The sequence below is a fragment of the Pseudomonas sp. R2-37-08W genome (assembly GCF_003851705.1).
Classification (GTDB): Bacteria; Pseudomonadota; Gammaproteobacteria; order Pseudomonadales; family Pseudomonadaceae; genus Aquipseudomonas.
Window position 1 is genome coordinate 1,846,338 of the sequence record NZ_CP027728.1, and the last position, 15,937, is coordinate 1,862,274.

General features: G+C 59.5%; 18 protein-coding genes. 10 read left to right on the plus strand and 8 right to left on the minus strand.

Going from position 1 to position 15,937, the window contains the following annotated elements; genetic code table 11:
• Positions 1-92 precede the first annotated feature (92 nt).
• Complete coding sequence (locus tag C4J93_RS08545) at positions 93-527, plus strand: DoxX family protein (RefSeq protein ID WP_124429086.1); 435 nt, start codon at positions 93-95, stop codon at positions 525-527.
• Between the two features lie 257 nt (positions 528-784).
• Positions 785-1,093: a class I SAM-dependent methyltransferase gene (locus tag C4J93_RS08550; protein WP_124366363.1), complete on the plus strand. Its 309-nt coding sequence runs from the start codon at positions 785-787 to the stop codon at positions 1,091-1,093.
• A gap of 17 nt (positions 1,094-1,110) precedes the next feature.
• On the opposite strand, the gene C4J93_RS08555 is transcribed toward C4J93_RS08550, so the two are convergent.
• The 3 genes from C4J93_RS08555 to C4J93_RS08565 are packed head-to-tail and all read right to left on the minus strand — an operon-like array spanning position 1,111 to position 4,514.
• Positions 1,111-2,850 (minus strand): Gldg family protein, encoded by a 1,740-nt coding sequence (locus tag C4J93_RS08555; protein WP_124429087.1) that lies wholly within the window; start codon positions 2,848-2,850, stop codon positions 1,111-1,113.
• Positions 2,851-2,865: 15 nt separating this feature from the next.
• The gene (locus tag C4J93_RS08560; RefSeq protein WP_124370113.1) at positions 2,866-3,591 is read right to left on the minus strand and encodes an ABC transporter permease; all 726 of its coding nucleotides are present in this window, start codon (positions 3,589-3,591) and stop codon (positions 2,866-2,868) included.
• Positions 3,588-4,514: an ABC transporter ATP-binding protein gene (locus tag C4J93_RS08565; protein WP_124429088.1), complete on the minus strand. Its 927-nt coding sequence runs from the start codon at positions 4,512-4,514 to the stop codon at positions 3,588-3,590. The genes C4J93_RS08560 and C4J93_RS08565 overlap by 4 nt, the downstream gene beginning before the upstream one ends.
• Positions 4,515-4,753: 239 nt before the next feature.
• On the opposite strand from C4J93_RS08565, the gene C4J93_RS08570 reads away from it, so the two are divergent.
• Positions 4,754-5,767 (plus strand): hypothetical protein, encoded by a 1,014-nt coding sequence (locus C4J93_RS08570; protein ID WP_124429089.1) that lies wholly within the window; start codon positions 4,754-4,756, stop codon positions 5,765-5,767.
• A gap of 125 nt (positions 5,768-5,892) precedes the next feature.
• Entirely contained in the window at positions 5,893-6,366 is a 474-nt protein-coding gene (gene greB / locus C4J93_RS08575; protein WP_065892558.1) for a transcription elongation factor GreB, read from the plus strand.
• A gap of 45 nt (positions 6,367-6,411) precedes the next feature.
• Here the strand turns inward: greB and C4J93_RS08580 are convergent, their stop codons facing one another.
• Positions 6,412-8,922 (minus strand): ABC transporter permease, encoded by a 2,511-nt coding sequence (locus tag C4J93_RS08580; protein ID WP_124429090.1) that lies wholly within the window; start codon positions 8,920-8,922, stop codon positions 6,412-6,414.
• Positions 8,922-9,605, minus strand: coding sequence for an ABC transporter ATP-binding protein (locus C4J93_RS08585; protein ID WP_065885127.1), 684 nt, complete (start codon positions 9,603-9,605; stop codon positions 8,922-8,924). Before C4J93_RS08585 ends, C4J93_RS08580 begins: the two co-directional genes overlap by 1 nt.
• Positions 9,606-9,615: 10 nt before the next feature.
• Between C4J93_RS08585 and C4J93_RS08590 the strand changes: the two genes are divergently transcribed.
• From C4J93_RS08590 to C4J93_RS08600, 3 genes are all read left to right on the plus strand, one after another.
• The gene (locus C4J93_RS08590) at positions 9,616-10,221 is read left to right on the plus strand and encodes an arylesterase (RefSeq protein ID WP_124366369.1); all 606 of its coding nucleotides are present in this window, start codon (positions 9,616-9,618) and stop codon (positions 10,219-10,221) included.
• Positions 10,222-10,278: 57 nt separating this feature from the next.
• Positions 10,279-10,572: a hypothetical protein gene (locus tag C4J93_RS08595; protein ID WP_057722836.1), complete on the plus strand. Its 294-nt coding sequence runs from the start codon at positions 10,279-10,281 to the stop codon at positions 10,570-10,572.
• A gap of 80 nt (positions 10,573-10,652) precedes the next feature.
• Positions 10,653-11,618, plus strand: a complete 966-nt coding sequence (locus C4J93_RS08600) for a L,D-transpeptidase family protein (RefSeq protein WP_124370118.1) — start codon at positions 10,653-10,655, stop codon at positions 11,616-11,618.
• 114 nt (positions 11,619-11,732) lie between these two features.
• Here C4J93_RS08600 and oprI read toward each other — a convergent pair whose 3' ends face one another.
• Complete coding sequence (gene oprI / locus C4J93_RS08605) at positions 11,733-11,984, minus strand: outer membrane lipoprotei OprI (RefSeq protein WP_003172710.1); 252 nt, start codon at positions 11,982-11,984, stop codon at positions 11,733-11,735.
• Between the two features lie 612 nt (positions 11,985-12,596).
• Between oprI and C4J93_RS08610 the strand changes: the two genes are divergently transcribed.
• The gene (locus C4J93_RS08610) at positions 12,597-12,878 is read left to right on the plus strand and encodes a GNAT family N-acetyltransferase (RefSeq protein WP_003233387.1); all 282 of its coding nucleotides are present in this window, start codon (positions 12,597-12,599) and stop codon (positions 12,876-12,878) included.
• A 62-nt stretch (positions 12,879-12,940) separates the two neighbouring features.
• On the opposite strand, the gene C4J93_RS08615 is transcribed toward C4J93_RS08610, so the two are convergent.
• Both C4J93_RS08615 and C4J93_RS08620 read right to left on the minus strand, forming a co-directional pair.
• Complete coding sequence (locus C4J93_RS08615; RefSeq protein WP_124429091.1) at positions 12,941-14,017, minus strand: 3-deoxy-7-phosphoheptulonate synthase; 1,077 nt, start codon at positions 14,015-14,017, stop codon at positions 12,941-12,943.
• Positions 14,018-14,148: 131 nt separating this feature from the next.
• Entirely contained in the window at positions 14,149-14,583 is a 435-nt protein-coding gene (locus tag C4J93_RS08620; protein WP_124429092.1) for a PilZ domain-containing protein, read from the minus strand.
• On the opposite strand from C4J93_RS08620, the gene C4J93_RS08625 reads away from it, so the two are divergent.
• A complete protein-coding gene (locus tag C4J93_RS08625) occupies positions 14,582-14,968 on the plus strand; it encodes a thioredoxin (RefSeq protein WP_124361899.1) in 387 nt (128 codons plus the stop codon). The two genes, C4J93_RS08620 and C4J93_RS08625, sit on opposite strands and share 2 nt — an antisense overlap.
• On the plus strand, positions 14,965-15,927 hold the full coding sequence (locus C4J93_RS08630) for a putative 2-dehydropantoate 2-reductase (RefSeq protein WP_124429093.1): 963 nt from the start codon (positions 14,965-14,967) through the stop codon (positions 15,925-15,927). Before C4J93_RS08625 ends, C4J93_RS08630 begins: the two co-directional genes overlap by 4 nt.
• The last annotated feature ends 10 nt before the right edge of the window (positions 15,928-15,937 follow it).

The following is a 15,937-nucleotide window of genomic DNA, read 5'->3' on the forward strand; positions in this document are numbered from 1 at the left end:
GATGTTGATAAGGCAATTTTTCGGCTTTTATCATTGTTTAAACTGATTAATATAGCGGCCAACCAACCCCTACCTGAAAAAGGATTTACCCCATGAGCCCACTGATTACCCGCGTCCTGTCGACCCGTGCCGGCTACGGCCTGACTGTTCTGCGCATTTTCGTCGGCATTATCTTCGCTGCCCACGGCTCGCAAAAACTTTTCGGCTGGTTTGGCGGCGGTGGTCTGGCGGGAACCGCACAGTGGATGGAGAGCATTGGCCTGGCGCCGGGCACGCTGATGGCCGTGCTGTCGGGTGGCACCGAGTTCTTTGCCGGCCTGGCGCTGATCATCGGCCTGCTTGCACGTCCAGCAGCTTTGGGCCTGACCTTCCTGACACTGGTGGCGATCCTTTCGGTGCACATTCATAACGGGCTGTTCATGGCCAACAATGGGTATGAATTCGCCCTGGCCCTGCTTGGCGGCTCGCTGGCGGTGCTGTTCGAAGGCGCCGGCAAACTGTCGGCCGACCGCGCCATCGCCAACTGAGCGTTTCGCACCTCATGAGAGGCCCGCCCCGTGCGGGCCTTTTTCGTTGCTCGGGATTCTTGACACTGCCCCGCCAGCTTCTCTAGGATGCTGCTCATGCGCCGATTTAAACAGCTAATTGCGGGGCGCCACTGGACTCGATGCAGTCCGACAGAACCATGCACTCGTCAGGAGGCACGGGTCGAAATACCGCTAAAGCGCTGGTTCGGTGTTGCCTCTCACCTGCCCGCAGACTTTTGAGGCAGAGACACGACACGATGAATGCACTACGCCCCCTGATACGCCTGGCCCCGATCACTGCGGACCTGACTCAACGCAACCCGAAAATCCTCCTGGGCGGCAAGCACCAGCCGACGCTGCTGCGTTACCTGGACGGCTGGCCACGTCGCACCGGGCGGCCTTCGGCGTTCTTGATCCAGTTCGTGGAAGACGGCGACTCCCTGGCCCGTTTTGCCAGTAACAGCTTTGACCTCGCGGTGATCCAGGCGCCGAGTGCGGACAACGCCGAAGAAGTGATCCGCCAACTGACGCGGATTGCGCGGCAAGGGCTGATCGCCCGTCGCTGATTTCCAACCCCAAATGTTCAGCTGAAGCCCGCGGGCGGCCATCGGCGTCGACACAGCCAGCGATAACGTACCCAGGCGATCAGGCATAACACCAGCGGTACCGTTACGATCAGCAGCAGCTTCAGGTTCCGCTCGAAGCGGTGCAGCGGCGCGTACGCCTGAGTCTTGAGGGCATGGAGTTCCATGGGCAGGCGCAGGCGCTCTTTGTTGAGCGCTTGCAATTGGGTATTGGTGTCCACGGCCTGGGTGCCCAAGCGTGTGGCCTGTGGATTCAACCGCTGCCACGCTTGCTCGGTACGCTCAAGACGACGTTCCAGTTCTGCGGCCGTTTCCCGATAGGTCTGTGCGGCGGCTTCGCGCATGGGTTCCAGGGTACTGAGTGAATGCGAGGTGAGGCGCGGACGAATATTCGCCAGTTCTGCGGGAGCCGCCAGGTTATCCAGGGTATTCAATACGAACTGCACGTTGCTGTTGGCCGTTGTCTGGCTGACGGCGTCCGCGAGTAAATCGGTATCGGCAACCACCACCACCTCAATTCTGGCAGCCTTTTGTAAGCCTGGCGGCAGCCCCCCGAGACCGTCAGGAAATGCCGAGTAGGCCGGCCCCTCCAGGCGTGTGGCGATCACATGGCGCTGACCTGAGGTGGAAGCTTCGTCGATGAGTGAATCGAACGCCGTCGCTGAAGCGAAACGCCCGGCGTCCAGCAGCGCAGACTGCCGGGAGCTTTGTAGCAGCGGGGTGAACGTCATCCGGCTTTTTCGTGTGCGCAAGAGTGCGCCACTGCTTGATACGCTCAGGCTGTCGAGTTTCCAGGTGCTGACGTCGTGCGCGGTCATTGCCAGGCGTGGCAGTTTCAACCTGGCTGGGTGCAATACAGTAGGCAAGCCTGGACCGAGCGAGGCCGAGGAGGCGTAAAGGCTGTCAACCAACAGCTTGTTCGCGGGCATCCGTATGCCCCATGTGGTCAACAGGCCATCCAGCTCGGAGTCTACCGCTACGGTTTCAGCCCCCATCTCGCTCACCGGGTCGATGAAGACCATCAGCTTGCCGCCGCTTAAGGCAAATTGCTCGATGGCGTAAAGCGTTTGTTTGGCTAGCGCCCGTGGCTGTACCACCATCAAGCTACCTACAGATGGAGGCACCTGGGTAATGTTCGATGCCAACTCCACTAGGTTGAAATGCTCGCGCATTTGCTCCAAAAGGTGTCCGGCGGACTCATTCAACGGCAACCCGGACAGGAGGCCGACGCTGGGAGGCTGGGAGTGCATCAATTTATGGATCAACTGGCTGATTTGATACTCGAGCAACGGCTCGTCGTCGGGGTTGAACGCTTCGATACGTTGCGTGCCCTGGCCGGCACGCGTGCCTATAAGGCCGAGGTATCCCTGTGTGTCATCCAGGCCGAATAAGCTGGCTTTGTAGGCGTCTTCTGAAAAAGGAGTGGGGTCAATAACGTGCAAATTGATCATGCCCTCGGCGGCTGCTTCGAATTCCTGAAGCAAGTCTTCTACGCGTTGGCCGAAGCGTTTCATAATGCGGCTTTTCTTCGGTGCAGTAAGCGAGTTGAAATAATACAAGTCCAGTGGGCTATCAAGTGTTGCGAGCAGTTGCCGCGTGGATGGCGATAAGGTGTGAATTTTCTGTTGTGAAAAGTCCCAGCGAATATCGGGTAGTTTGTTTATCCAGACCAGATTGAATGCCAGGAACAGTAATGAGATGACGATCAATGTCATACCCGTACGAAGAGCGGATCGCATCAGCGACTTTCCTTCTCAGCTGTTTTTATAGTTGAGTGTGACAATGGATGCAGAGAGAAAAGCAAGGATCATGCTGACAAAATATAAACAGTCATGAAGTGTTATTTTGCCGTTGTCCATTGAGCTGAAGCGGGAAATCGGGTCAAGCCTCATCACGCTATCAACTATCCAGATCGGTGCCTGATGTTCAAGTGCATCCAGGATTGAAGAAAGCCCGCTGATGGTCAGCAGCAAGCCCGTCGTCAATAGGAAAATTACAAGGCGCTGGTGCGTGAGTACACAGATAAAACAACCGGCAGCTAGATAACTTCCTGCCAGCAGCCAGCTTGCCAGAAATTGTGATGCGATCACCCCGTTATCAGGCGTTCCAAGATAATGGGCGGCGATCACTATAGGAAAATTCAACAACAACGCAGCACTGCATACCGCCCAGGCTGCCAGGAATTTTCCGATCACCCGTTCTGCTGAGGTGACGGGCAGGGTTTTGATCATGTTGGAAAATCCGGCGCTGTGTTCATCAGACCACATTTGCATGGATAAGCTGGGTATCAGTAGCAGATAGAGCCAGGGGTGCAGCTCGAAAAAAGCCTGCAAGTCGCTGCTGTCTCGCTCCATCCAGCGGTAGGTGTGCAATCCCAGCGCCGCACATAGCACCAGGAAAAACGCCACGCTCAGGTAAGTGATGGGGGTGCTGGCATAACTGGCGAGTTGGCGTTTGAAAATGAGGGGCAGCAGTTTCAAGGCGATACCTCGTGGCTCAGAGGGTGAACGACATCGTTCAAGCGACCTGGCTCCAGATGCAGTGACGTTATGTTCCAGCCGCGATGGGTAATGAGTGAATTGATGGCGGGGAAGATGGCGTGCCCGGGCATGGCCAGAACCGTCACTTTGCCTGGGTTTAGACGGTCTTCTTCGATGCCTGCAACCCCTGGTAATACCGCAAGCGCGAGTAAATCAAGGGGCGGATCCGCTGCGAGTGTCACCGCCTGGAAGTGCCGGGAACTGCGCTGCAAATCCTCTAGCGAAGCGTCGATAATCAATCGCCCGCTTGCGATGACCAGGGCGCGGGTGCAGATGTCGGATAGCCAGTCGTAATGGCGGGAGGCAATGATGACGCTCATTTCCTCGTTAAGGGACTGAACAAGCGCCCTGAATTTGAGCCGTTGCTCGGCGTTCATCCCTTCCATGGGCTCGTCCAGCAGGAGCACGCTGGGTGAATGCACAATGGCTTGCGCAATCGCGACTCTGCGCTTCAAGTCCTGGCTGAGCACATCGATGGGGCAGTTGAGTACGGGGAGTAGCTCCAGTCGTGTGGCGACCCGGTCCATGTGCCTGCGTTTTTCGGCGCCGCTGAACCCTCGAGCGGCGGCAACGAAGTTGAGGATGCTTTTGACCGACAGCGTGTGATGGGTGATTCCCCCTTGAAGCTGGTAGCCAACGGCTTGCCTGGCGAGAACTGAATCGGTCTGGGTACTGAAACCCTGAATACTGATATGCCCACTGGTGGGCTTGATCATGCCGGAAAGCAAATTCAGCAATGTTGTTTTACCGGCGCCATGCTCGCCCAGCAAACCCACGCATTCCTTGCGTTGGGCACAGAACGAAAAGTCGCTGATCACGCTTTTTTTGCCCAGGTACTTTGTCAGGTTGCTGACCTCGATCATAGGATTACCGAATCTATTGGGCGGTGCCTGAAGAAAGTTTTGTTAGTGTGTGGCGGTGCCTTAAAAAGACTACGTTCAATACCCGTGCTTGGGAACGCTGGGTGCACTTAATAAGTAAAGTCCTACGTTTGAGTTGATTACGTACTGAAACAATTGTTGTGTGTTGAGTACTTAATAATGGTCGGATATTTGTCTGATATTTATATAAGGTTTTCTTTTTATAATGAGGCCTGACTGCCATGATGCTTTTACGTACCCTTGTTCTTGAGCGCAGCGGCGAGAATGCCCCGGTCAACGGCGCACTGCTGTGTGGGTTCGCTGTCGAACAGACTGCTTCCAACTTCCTGGTGTATAGCCTTGATGAAGAAGCCGAGCCTGGTCATTCCAGGGTGTATATCGCGGCCTTGCGCAAAAAACTCGAGCGGTATTTCCTTGGCGGCGTCGAGTCCAAAGACGATTTGCAAGTAGCGATGCAAGTCTTCAAGCAAATCCTGATGATGGCGGCGGCATCGGGCAATAAGGACGGTGCCCTCAATGAATCTCAGGTTCCGTTTCATTTCATTGACCTGAAAGGCTGCAGGTTGCCGCCTGCCAGGCCCGAGGACCATCACTCGGTGATCGTCAAGAAAGCGCTGGTGATGAAGGTGATTACATTGGGCATGTCCGCCCCTGCTGCGCCTGCGATCGAAAGCAGCGCAGTCATCGTGCCTTCCATTCGCTTTTCATCGCAAATGGTTGCACCGCCCCGAGGCAAGAGCCAGCCCAAGTCCGCCCCGCCGCCAGTGGAAGAAGCCCTCGTTGAAGAGCCACCTCATTCACCGGTCACGGAACCCGAGATGCCGGAGGTGCCGCAGGTGCCAGCCGAACCCCGAGCGCAGTCCGTTCAGGCAGAACACCTCGAAACCCCGTCGTCCTCCCTCGCTCCGAGAGAGCATACCTCCATGCTCGAGATAGACAGTACGCTGAGCAATCTCGCAAGGGTTGCCCAGGAACTGACGCAGAAAAAACAGGCCGTTACCGAACGCGAAGAGATGCTTGAACAGTGGCAGGCTCGACTGCAACAACAGCAGACCCAGCAGGATGAAAAAAGCCGGGCGTTGGACCAACGCCATTCGCGACTGCAGGAGCAAGAACTGGAGGTGAGTCAAAAGACCGAAAAAATGGTGCTGATGATGTCGCAGCTATCGCTGATGCGACAGCGCCTGCAAGGCACGCTCGTTGAACTGGACCAGGTACTCGATGGACAGGGCTGAGTCGATGAGCCTGTCGATCTGGAAACTTTGCGCCGTTGATTTATCATCGCTCCCCGCCAGACGACGCCAGGGTATGATGCCGTGGCCTGTCGACACTAATGGACATTGCCTGGGGATGTGCGCGTTTGAGTACCAAGCTGATTACCAAAGAAGGCCATGAAGCGCTGAAAAAGGAGCTGGACTACCTTTGGCGTGAGAAGCGCCCGGACACGACGCGCAAGGTGACGTGGGCGGCTTCTCTGGGAGATCGCAGCGAAAACGCGGATTACCAGTACAACAAGAAGCTGTTGCGTGAGATCGATCGGCGGGTGCGCTACCTGCGCAAACGCCTCGAAGATATGCGCGTGGTGGAATACATGCCCGAGCAGGAGGGCAAGGTGTTTTTTGGGGCGTGGGTCGATGTCGAGAACGAGCAGGGCGAGACCAAGCGTTTTCGCATTGTGGGGTATGACGAGATCTACGACCGGATGGATTACATCTCTATCGACTCTCCCATGGCGCGTGCGCTGCTGCGCAAAGAGGTGGACGATGAAGCCATCGTGCAGACCCCCGGCGGTGAGGTGTGCTGGTGGATTACCCGGATTGAATATGTGAAATAGCAACGAATGGCGCTTGCTCCGAGTGGAGCAAGCGCCATTCGTGTTTCAGCCCTCGCGCAGCACCGTCAGCGGGCTGGCGTTCAACGCACGGCGTGTACCGAACACCCCGGCGCCACCGATCAGCACCGCACCGATCACTGGCAGCAGCAACAGCCAGGGGTGAGGGTGCCAGGCCAGATCGAAGGCATAACGGTACAACACCCAGGTCACCAGTTCCGTGCCCAGTGCCGCCAGCAAACCACTGACCGCCCCCAGCAGGCCGAACTCGATGCGCCGGGCCTTGATCAGCAGCCTGCGCTCGGCCCCCAGTGCACGCAGCAGCGCACCCTGGCGGATTCGCTCGTCCAGGGTGGCCTGCAAACCGGAAAACAGCACGGCCATGCCCGCGGCGAGCACGAACAGCAGTACGTATTCCACCGCAAGGGTCACCTGGGCGAGGATGCTGCGCAGCTGCTCCAGCAGGGCCTCGACCTGCAGGATAGTGACGGCCGGGAAGGCTCGGGAGAGGTCGACAATCTGTTGGTCATGCCCAGGCGCCAGGTAGAAGCTGGTCAGGTAGGTGGTCGGCAAATCCTTCAAGGTGCCCGGCTGGAAAATCATGAAGAAGTTGGGCTGGAAGTTGTCCCAGTTGATGGTCCGCAGGCTGGTGACCCGGGCCTCGCGATTCTCCCCGCCGATGGTGAATACCAGATGGTCGTTGAGCTTGAGTTTCAGGCTTTCAGCCACCTTGGCTTCCACCGACACCCCGGGAATGTCATCGCCCGGTTGCGCGGTCCACCAGGCACCCGCCGTCAGTACGTTACCTGGGGGCAAGTCGGCCGCCCAAGTCAGGCTCAGGTCCCGTTGCACGGCGCGATCACCGCTGGAATCCTTGCTGACAATCTCTTGTACGGGTTCGCCGTTGATGCTGATCAGCCGACCGGGCACGACGGGATAGAGCGGTGCCGATTGCGCCTGGACTTCCAGAAGGCGGGCGCCAAAGGCGTCTTTGTCGGCTGGCAGGATATTGAGCGCAAAGTAGTTGGGCGCATCCTTGGGCAGTTGATTCTGCCAGGTGTCGAGCAGTTCACCGCGTAGCAGGGCGATCAAACCCATGGACAACAGGATCAAGCCAAACGCCAGGGACTGGCCGGCGGCGGCCAGTGGATGGCGCAGCAATTGGCCCAGGCCCAGTCGCCACGGCAAGGAGGCGCGCGCAAGTAACCGGCGCAGGCTTTGCAATAACAGCAGCAACAACCCGCCGAGGATCAGTGCGGCTACCACGCCGCCGCCCAATAACGCGAAGGTCAACACCAGGTCGAGGCTCAGGCGCCACATGATCAGGCCCAGGGCAAAGAGCGCCGCCCCATAAACCATCCAGGTGCTCGAGGGGATAGGCAGCAGGTCGCGACGCAGTACCCGCAGTGGCGGCACCCGGCCCAGTGCGGCCAGTGGCGGCAGGGCGAAGCCGGCGAGGGCGACCAGCCCGGTGCCGATCCCTGCAACGGCCGGTAGCAGCCCGCCGGGTGGCACGTCTGCGGGCAACAGATCGTGCAGGAAGTAGAACAGACCAAATTGCGCGAGCCAGCCGAGGAGGGCGCCGGCCAGGCTCGCCAACAGGCCCAGTACGCTCAGTTGCAGGCTGAACAGCAGCATGGTTTCGCGTCGTGACAACCCCAGGCAGCGCAGCAGGGCGCTGGCGTCGAAGCGGCGGCTGGCAAAGCGGTTGGCCGACAGCGCCACGGCTACGCCGGCCAGTAACACCGCCACCAGGCTGGCCATATTCAGGTAACGCTCGGCCTTGCCCAGAGCACCGCCGATCTGCTGGTTACCATCGCGCGAGTCCTGCAGGCGCTGGTTGGCCGCGAGGCCCGGCTTGACCAGGTCGCGATAGGTTTGCAGCGCCGTGCTGCCGGGTGGTGCGCGCCACAGTTCGCGATAGCTCACGCGGCTGCCAGGCTGGACTACGCCGGTGGCGTCCAGGTCCGCCAAGTTGATCATTACCCTGGGTGTGAGGCTGTAGAAATTGCCGGCGCGGTCGGGCTCGTACGTCAGTATGCGTGCCAGGCGCAGGGTCTTCATGCCCACGTCGATGCTGTCGCCGACCTTCAGGTCCAGCGCTGTCAGCAGCCGCGCCTCCACCCAGGCTTCACCGGGTTTGGGGCCGCCGCCTGGGGTTTCGGCGCCAAAGGGCTCACCCGTACTTTTGAGTTCGCCACGCAGCGGATACTGCTCGTTGACCGCCTTGATACTGGAGAGCTGGATGCCGTTGTCCGCAGCGATAACGCTGGAAAATTCGACGATGCGCGCATGATCCAGGCCCAGCTCGGTGCCGGACCTGACCTGCTCGGGGCGGGCCGGCGAGCTGCCTTCGAGTATCAGGTCCGCGCCCAGGAACTCGGTGGCGCGCAACAGCATGGCGCCGTTGAGACGTGCGCCGAAATAGCCGATAGCGGTGCTGGCGGACACGGCCACCAGCAGCGCGAAGAACAATACACGCAGTTCACCGGCGCGGGCATCGCGCAGTAATTGGCGCATGGCAAGGCTGAACAGACGTAACAACGGCAGGCGTGCCATCAAGGCTCCAGGGGCGCGACCATCAGGCCGGCTTCAAGGCGGATCAGGCGTCGGCAACGATGGGCGAGGCGCTCGTCGTGGGTGACCAGTACCAAGGTCGTGCCGCTCTCTTTATTGAGTTCGAACAGCAGGTCGCTGATGCGCTCGCCGGTGTGGCTGTCGAGGTTGCCGGTGGGCTCGTCGGCAAACAGTACGTCCGGCTCGGCGGCAAACGCGCGAGCAATCGCCACACGTTGCTGCTCGCCGCCGGACAGCTGGCGCGGCGAATGGGTCAGGCGCTTGCCAAGGCCGACGCGCTCCAGCAGATGCGTGGCGCGCTCGCGGGCATCTTTGCGGCCGTCGAGCTCCAGTGGCAGCATGACGTTTTCCAGTGCATTGAGGCTGTCGAGCAACTGAAAGGACTGGAATACGAAGCCCACGTGTTCGGCACGGATCCGCGCGCGCTGGTCTTCGTCGAGGCTGCTCAACGCTTGGCCCGCCAGGGTGACTTCACCGCTGCTGGGCAGGTCAAGGCCGGCCAGCAGGCCGAGGAGGGTGGATTTGCCGGAACCGGAGCTGCCGACGATAGCCAGGCTATCGCCCTTGTTCAGTTCCAGGCTCAGTTCGTGCAGGATAGTCAGTTCACCTTCCGCGCTGGGAACCACTTTGCTGAGGTTTCGCGCGGTGAGAATGCTTGCGCCCATGGAGAATCCGATGCGAATGTGGTTTTTGAGTGCTGGCCTGGCCTTGATGTGCATGGCCCAGAACGCAGCGGCGGGTACAGTCCTGATCGTTGGCGATAGTATCAGTGCCGGTTTCGGCCTGGATACCCGCAAAGGGTGGGTTGCCCTGCTGGAGCAACGGCTCAAGCAGGAGGGTTTTGACGATAAAGTGGTGAATGCTTCGATCAGTGGCGACACCAGTGCCGGAGGCCTCGCGCGGTTGCCTGCGGCGCTTGCAGCGCATAAACCGGATGTGGTGGTGATCGAGTTGGGCGGCAACGATGGGCTGCGTGGTCAGCCGCCGGCGCAATTGAAACAAAATCTTGCTTCGATGATTCAGGCGTCCCAGGACAGCGGTGCCAAGGTGCTGCTGCTGGGCATGCAGATTCCGCCCAACTATGGCAAGCGTTACGTCGAAGCCTTCGCCAAGGTATTCGGCGAAGTAGCAGAGGAAAAAAAGGTGCCGCTGGTGCCGTTTTTCCTGGAGGGGGTGGGCGGTCATCCCGACCTGATGCAAGCGGACGGCCTGCACCCGGCAGTCCCGGCCCAGGGCAAGTTGCTGGAAAATGTCTGGCCAACGCTAAAACCGCTGTTATGACGCTTTTCTCCCGGCAGGCTTTCGGCTAAGGTGGCGCCCCCCGATTTGGAGCCCCTGATGTCGCGTCCTGCCTGGTCCCTGTTTAATTACCAACTGATCGAGCCGGACGAACAGCTGGATCTGTTCGCCTGCCAGGAAGTCCGGGTGCATCTGGTGGCGCGTCAACTGGAGTTGGGCGGCTCGATTGACCGCACGCTCTGCGGCACCTTATTGCCGGCGCAGCCGCTCTGGTCCTCGGTGGATCGTTCGATCTTCCAGGACCAGCGGCTGTGCCCGTTGTGCAGGGCGATTCTCGAGTCGCAAAAGCGCGGTACACCGCCGATCTGGCCAGAGCTGCGCTTCGAGCTCTAGCGCGGTCGGCTTGATGCCAGGCGCTCGCTTCACGTATACAATCAGTTTTTTCCTACCGTCGTCTGCGAAGGATTTTCCGGATGTTGTCGCGCCTCTCCGTCGTTACCTGCTGCCTGTCTCTTGCCGCGCTCTGTGCGGCCGGCGCGGCGCAAGCCTTGCAGTTGCCGTTGCCGCCCCCTGGTGAGGACATCGTCGGCCAGGTCCAGGTGATCAAGGCCAAATACGAAGATACGTTTGCCGACCTGGGCACCACGTATGACCTGGGTTATTCGGAAATGGTCGCGGCCAACCCGGGCGTCGATGCCTGGCTGCCAGGTGCGGGGACGGACATCGTGCTGCCGACGCGTTTCATCCTGCCGCCGGGCCCGCGCGAAGGCATTGTGATCAACCTTGCGGAATATCGGCTCTACTACTACCCCAAGGGCCAGAACGTGGTCTACACCTTTCCGTTGGGGATTGGTCGTGAAGGCTGGGGATCGCCCATTGCCCATACCAGCATCATCGCGAAGACGCCGAACCCTACCTGGACACCGCCTGCCTCGATCAAGGCCGAACACGCCGCCAACGGTGACCCGCTGCCCAACGTGGTGCCTGCCGGCCCCGACAACCCGTTGGGCCCGTTCAAGTTCACCCTGGGCACGCCGGGTTATCTGATTCATGGCTCAAACATGAAATTTGGTATCGGCACGCGTACCAGCCACGGTTGCTTCCGTATGTTCAACAACAACGTGTTGGAAATGGCCAGCATGGTGCCGGTCGGCACCTCGGTACGCATCATCAACGACGCCTATAAGTTCGGCAGCGCCGGCGGCAAGGTCTACCTGGAAGCCCATACACCGTTGAACGACGATGGCACGCCGTCGGTGGTCGACAAGCACACGGCGGTGATCAATGCCCTGCTCAAGCGTGAGGATCTGGCCAACAGCCTGCGGGTGAATTGGGATCAGGTGCGTGATGTGGTGGCGGCGGAGGATGGTTTGCCGACTGAAATCGGTGTGCCTGGCGTCGCGCCTGTCGCGTCCAGCGCGCCGGTGGACTTTCAATAAAACCCTGAAGCCGGCGCTCGCTCAAGCCCGCGCCTGCCGTCAAGCGCAGCGGATTTCAGGTAAAAAAAAGCCGACCCATAAATGGATCGGCTTGATAACAACCCCGAGGGATTATTACTTGCGGCTTGCTTTTTCAAGCATGCGCAGAGCGCGCTCGTTAGCTTCGTCAGCAGTCTGTTGTGCTTTTTGAGCAGCAGCCAGCGCTTCATCAGCTTTACGGTAGGCTTCGTCTGCACGAGCCTGGGAGCGAGCTGCTGCGTCTTCCGTTGCAGTCAGACGAGCTTCGGTTTCTTTGGAGACGCTGCTGCAACCGGTAGCCAGAACTGCGGCCAGAGCCAGAGCAGAGAATTTCAGAACGTTGTTCATCGTGTTCCCCTTCAAGGACTTTCTATTAGATGGCTACTGTCTCAGAGTGAGCTAATAGCCGGCGTACATACTACCCATTACTTGTAGTAAGTAAACTGACGTAGCGCAAGAAGCAAAAAAAATTCTTGCACCGAATCTATTTTGGCTAATCTTTTGAAGGTTTGTATAAAAACCCGCCAGATTTTTTCATTCTGCCGAAGATTGGATCCAGGCTGAAAGGGCCGGCCCGCATGCGTCGAGCGGTGTAAACAGATGAAATTTTATATATCCAAGCCGGCACTTCCGTTGCGGTGGGTTGTCTCGCACCGGGCATCTTTCGCTCATCTAGAGGTGACTTTAACGGCGCCAGTTCGTCTCACGCTTCAACTGCCGGCAATGTTCAGGCGTTCGATCACCGGGTGATCGAGGCGCTTTCTAATATTGCACCTGTGGCAGGGGATGACGAGTGTGCCTTGAGCAATTGCTGGATTGGTGCCTACTATTCCCTACGTGCAGGTGTGAGCGCTCAGGGTTTTCTCGTTGTCGAAACCGGCACGGGGTGGCGTAGATGTTCCTTCGCCGGAAAAACATCGGTAAGGTAGGGTCAATATTCAAGACCCGCGAGGAGTAGTGATGAGCGAGGCGTTGTCCATCCACCATGACCAGGCTGGTCATCAGTTCGAGACCAATGTGGACGGTCATCGTGCCTATCTGACCTACATGGACCTCGGGAAACAGACCCTGGATATCTATCGTACGTTCGTGCCCAACGCGTTGCGTGGGCGTGGCATTGCGGCCGCATTGACCGAAGAAGCGTTGAAGTTCGCCGAAGAGTCAGGCTATACGGTCATCCCATCCTGCTCTTATGTGGAACGCTATATGGAGCGCCACCAGCGCCATGCCGCTAAGCTCTGAACGAGCAGCCATAAAAAAACGCCGGGTTTAGCCCGGCGTTTTTGTGTGTGCCTGATTCAGCTTCAGGTGCGTTTGCGATTGGGCAATACGTCCTTGAGCTTGGCGTGCATGCTGCGCAGGGTGTTCTCGGTAGCGGCCCAGTCGATGCACGCATCGGTGATCGACACGCCGTACTGCAAGTCGGCCAGGTCTTTTGGAATCGCCTGGCAACCCCAGTTCAGGTGGCTCTCGACCATCAAGCCGATGATCGACTGATTGCCTTCGAGGATCTGGTTGGCGACGTTTTCCATCACCAGCGGCTGCAGGGCCGGGTCCTTGTTGGAGTTGGCGTGGCTGCAATCAACCATGATGTTGGGCTTGATCCCGGCCTTGTTCAGCGCCTGTTCGCACAGTGCGACGCTGACCGAGTCATAGTTGGGCTTGCCGTTGCCGCCGCGCAGCACCACGTGACCGTAGGCGTTGCCCTTGGTCGTGACGATGGACACGCCGCCTTCCTGGTTGATGCCCAGGAAGCGGTGAGGGCTGGAGACCGATTGCAGCGCGTTGATCGCCACCGTCAGGCCGCCGTCGGTGCCGTTCTTGAAGCCCACGGCCGAGGACAGGCCGGACGCCATTTCGCGGTGCGTCTGGGACTCGGTGGTGCGAGCGCCGATGGCCGACCAGCTGATCAGGTCCTGCAGGTACTGCGGGGAAATCGGGTCCAGCGCTTCGGTAGCGGTGGGCAGGCCCATTTCCGCCAGGTCCAGCAGCAGTTGACGACCGATGTGCAAGCCGTCCTGGATCTTGAACGAGTCGTCCAGGTACGGGTCGTTGATCAAGCCTTTCCAGCCAACCGTTGTACGCGGCTTCTCGAAATACACGCGCATCACCAGGTACAAGGTGTCGGACACTTCCGCCGCCAGCACCTTGAGGCGTTCGGCGTATTCGTGGGCCGCCTTGAGGTCGTGGATCGAGCAAGGCCCGATCACGACGAAGAGGCGGTGGTCGGTGCCGTCGAGAATTTCACGGATGACTTCGCGGCCCTTGGTGACGGTCTGCAGGGCAGCGTCGCTCAGGGGAATTTCGCGCTTGAGCTGATCGGGCGTGATCAGGGTCTCGTTGGATTCAACGTTAAGGTCATTGATCGGTAAATCAGCCATCGTGTTACTCGTCAGGGTCACGGGTGCCGGCCGCCAGCTATCCCCGTGCGGCGGAGCACAGCATGATTTGGATGCAGGGGGGAGGAACCTTAGCGCGTAACAAGGGCCCGCGACAATGGGCAAAGCCCGCTTTAATCCAGCACTGGCTGCACAACCGTCTCATGGGAGAACTCATTGGCGTGGCGCGATACCCAGTCGCGAGCCAAGGCTTCGAGTTGCTGGGGCGTGGGCTCGGCGGCGTCGTGCAGGCGGCAGTAGCGTTCGATCTGGCACACTTGCTCACCCATTCGTGCGCCGAACAGTGCATGTTCGTCGGCAAAACAGATGCCGATGCGATAGCCGGCCTCCACCCTGCGGCACCACGCGACATAGCCTGGATAGCGGGCGTTGGCGCCCAGGGAGGGGATATGCAGGTCGACCGCCGTGCCAGGGCGCCAGGCACGCGGCCAGTTGCAGGCAATGCCACCACGGCCGATAGTGCGCAGGCGTTGGGAGGGCAGGGCAGGAGAGGGACGTTGGATCAACTCGACAGCGACATCATCAGGGTGAGGTAGAAAACGACCCATGTACACGGACTCCGAACACCGTCCAATGGACGGCAGTGGCAGCAGTATAGTGAAGCAACTGGAATTGACCGACCTGGATATCGACCAGCAATTGCTGGGGTTGCCAGGCTGTTCGCTGGTCGTGTTTACCAGTGTCGGTTGTTCCAGTTGCCGCTGGGCACGCCAGCAGTTGCCGGGCTGGCGCTTGCCGGTGGACCGGCTGTGCTGGGTGGATGCCGGGCACAACGGCGGCGCGGTCGAACGTTACCAGATCTTTCATTTGCCCGCGTTGTTCCTAGTGTGCGAGGGTCAATTTCTTGGGCAATTACAGACGCGTCTTACACCGCCCGACCTTGTCGACGCGATAAACCAGGCGCTCACCCGCACACCAGAGGATTTGCCATGACCGCACTTGCACACCCTTCGCCACGCATTGGCATCATTGGCACCGGTGCCATTGGCGGTTTCTACGGCCTGATGCTGGCGCGTGCCGGGTTCGATGTGCATTTCCTGCTGCGCAGCGAATACGCGGCGGTCCGCGAGCACGGCCTGCGCGTCAACAGTAGCGTGCATGGCAACCTGCACCTGCACCCGGTGCAAGCGTATGCCAGCCCTGCCGATATGCCGCCGTGCGATTGGTTGTTGGTGGGGACCAAATCCACCGGCAACCCCGAGCTGGCGCCGACCATTGCCCAGGTCGCGGCGCCGGACGCCAAGGTGGTGCTGCTGCAAAACGGACTGGATGTGGAAGACAGCTTGCGCGAGCACCTGCCGTCGTCGCTGCATTTGCTGGGTGGCCTGTGCTACATCGGCGTGCATCGCGCCGCGCCGGGCGTCATCGAGCATCAAGCGCTGGGGCGGGTCAATCTGGGCTATCACAGTGGCATGGCAGCCAACGATCAAGCGCGCCAGCAAGCGATTGTCGAAGAGGGGGCCGCTCTGTTTCATCAAGCGGGCATTGAATCCCAGGCCATGGCCAGCGTGCATCAGGCGCGCTGGCATAAGTTGGTGTGGAACGTGCCGTTCAACGGCCTCTCTGTCTTGCTGGGCACGGGGACCCGCGCGATGATGGCGGATGAGTCCAGCCGCGCGCTGATTCAAGCGCTGATGGCCGAAGTGGTACAGGGCGCTGGCGCCTGCGGCCATGACATTGCGGCAAGTTACGCCGAGCAGATGTTCGCCATGACCGAAACCATGGACGACTACCTGCCCAGCATGTACCACGATCACGCGCACAAGCGCCCATTGGAACTGGAGGCCATCTACGCCCGACCGCTGGCTGCCGCCAAAGCGGCCGGCTGCGAATTGCCGCGCATGCAGGCGCTTTACCAGGCCTTGAGTTTTATTGATCGGCACACTCGCTGATTCGGGGGCA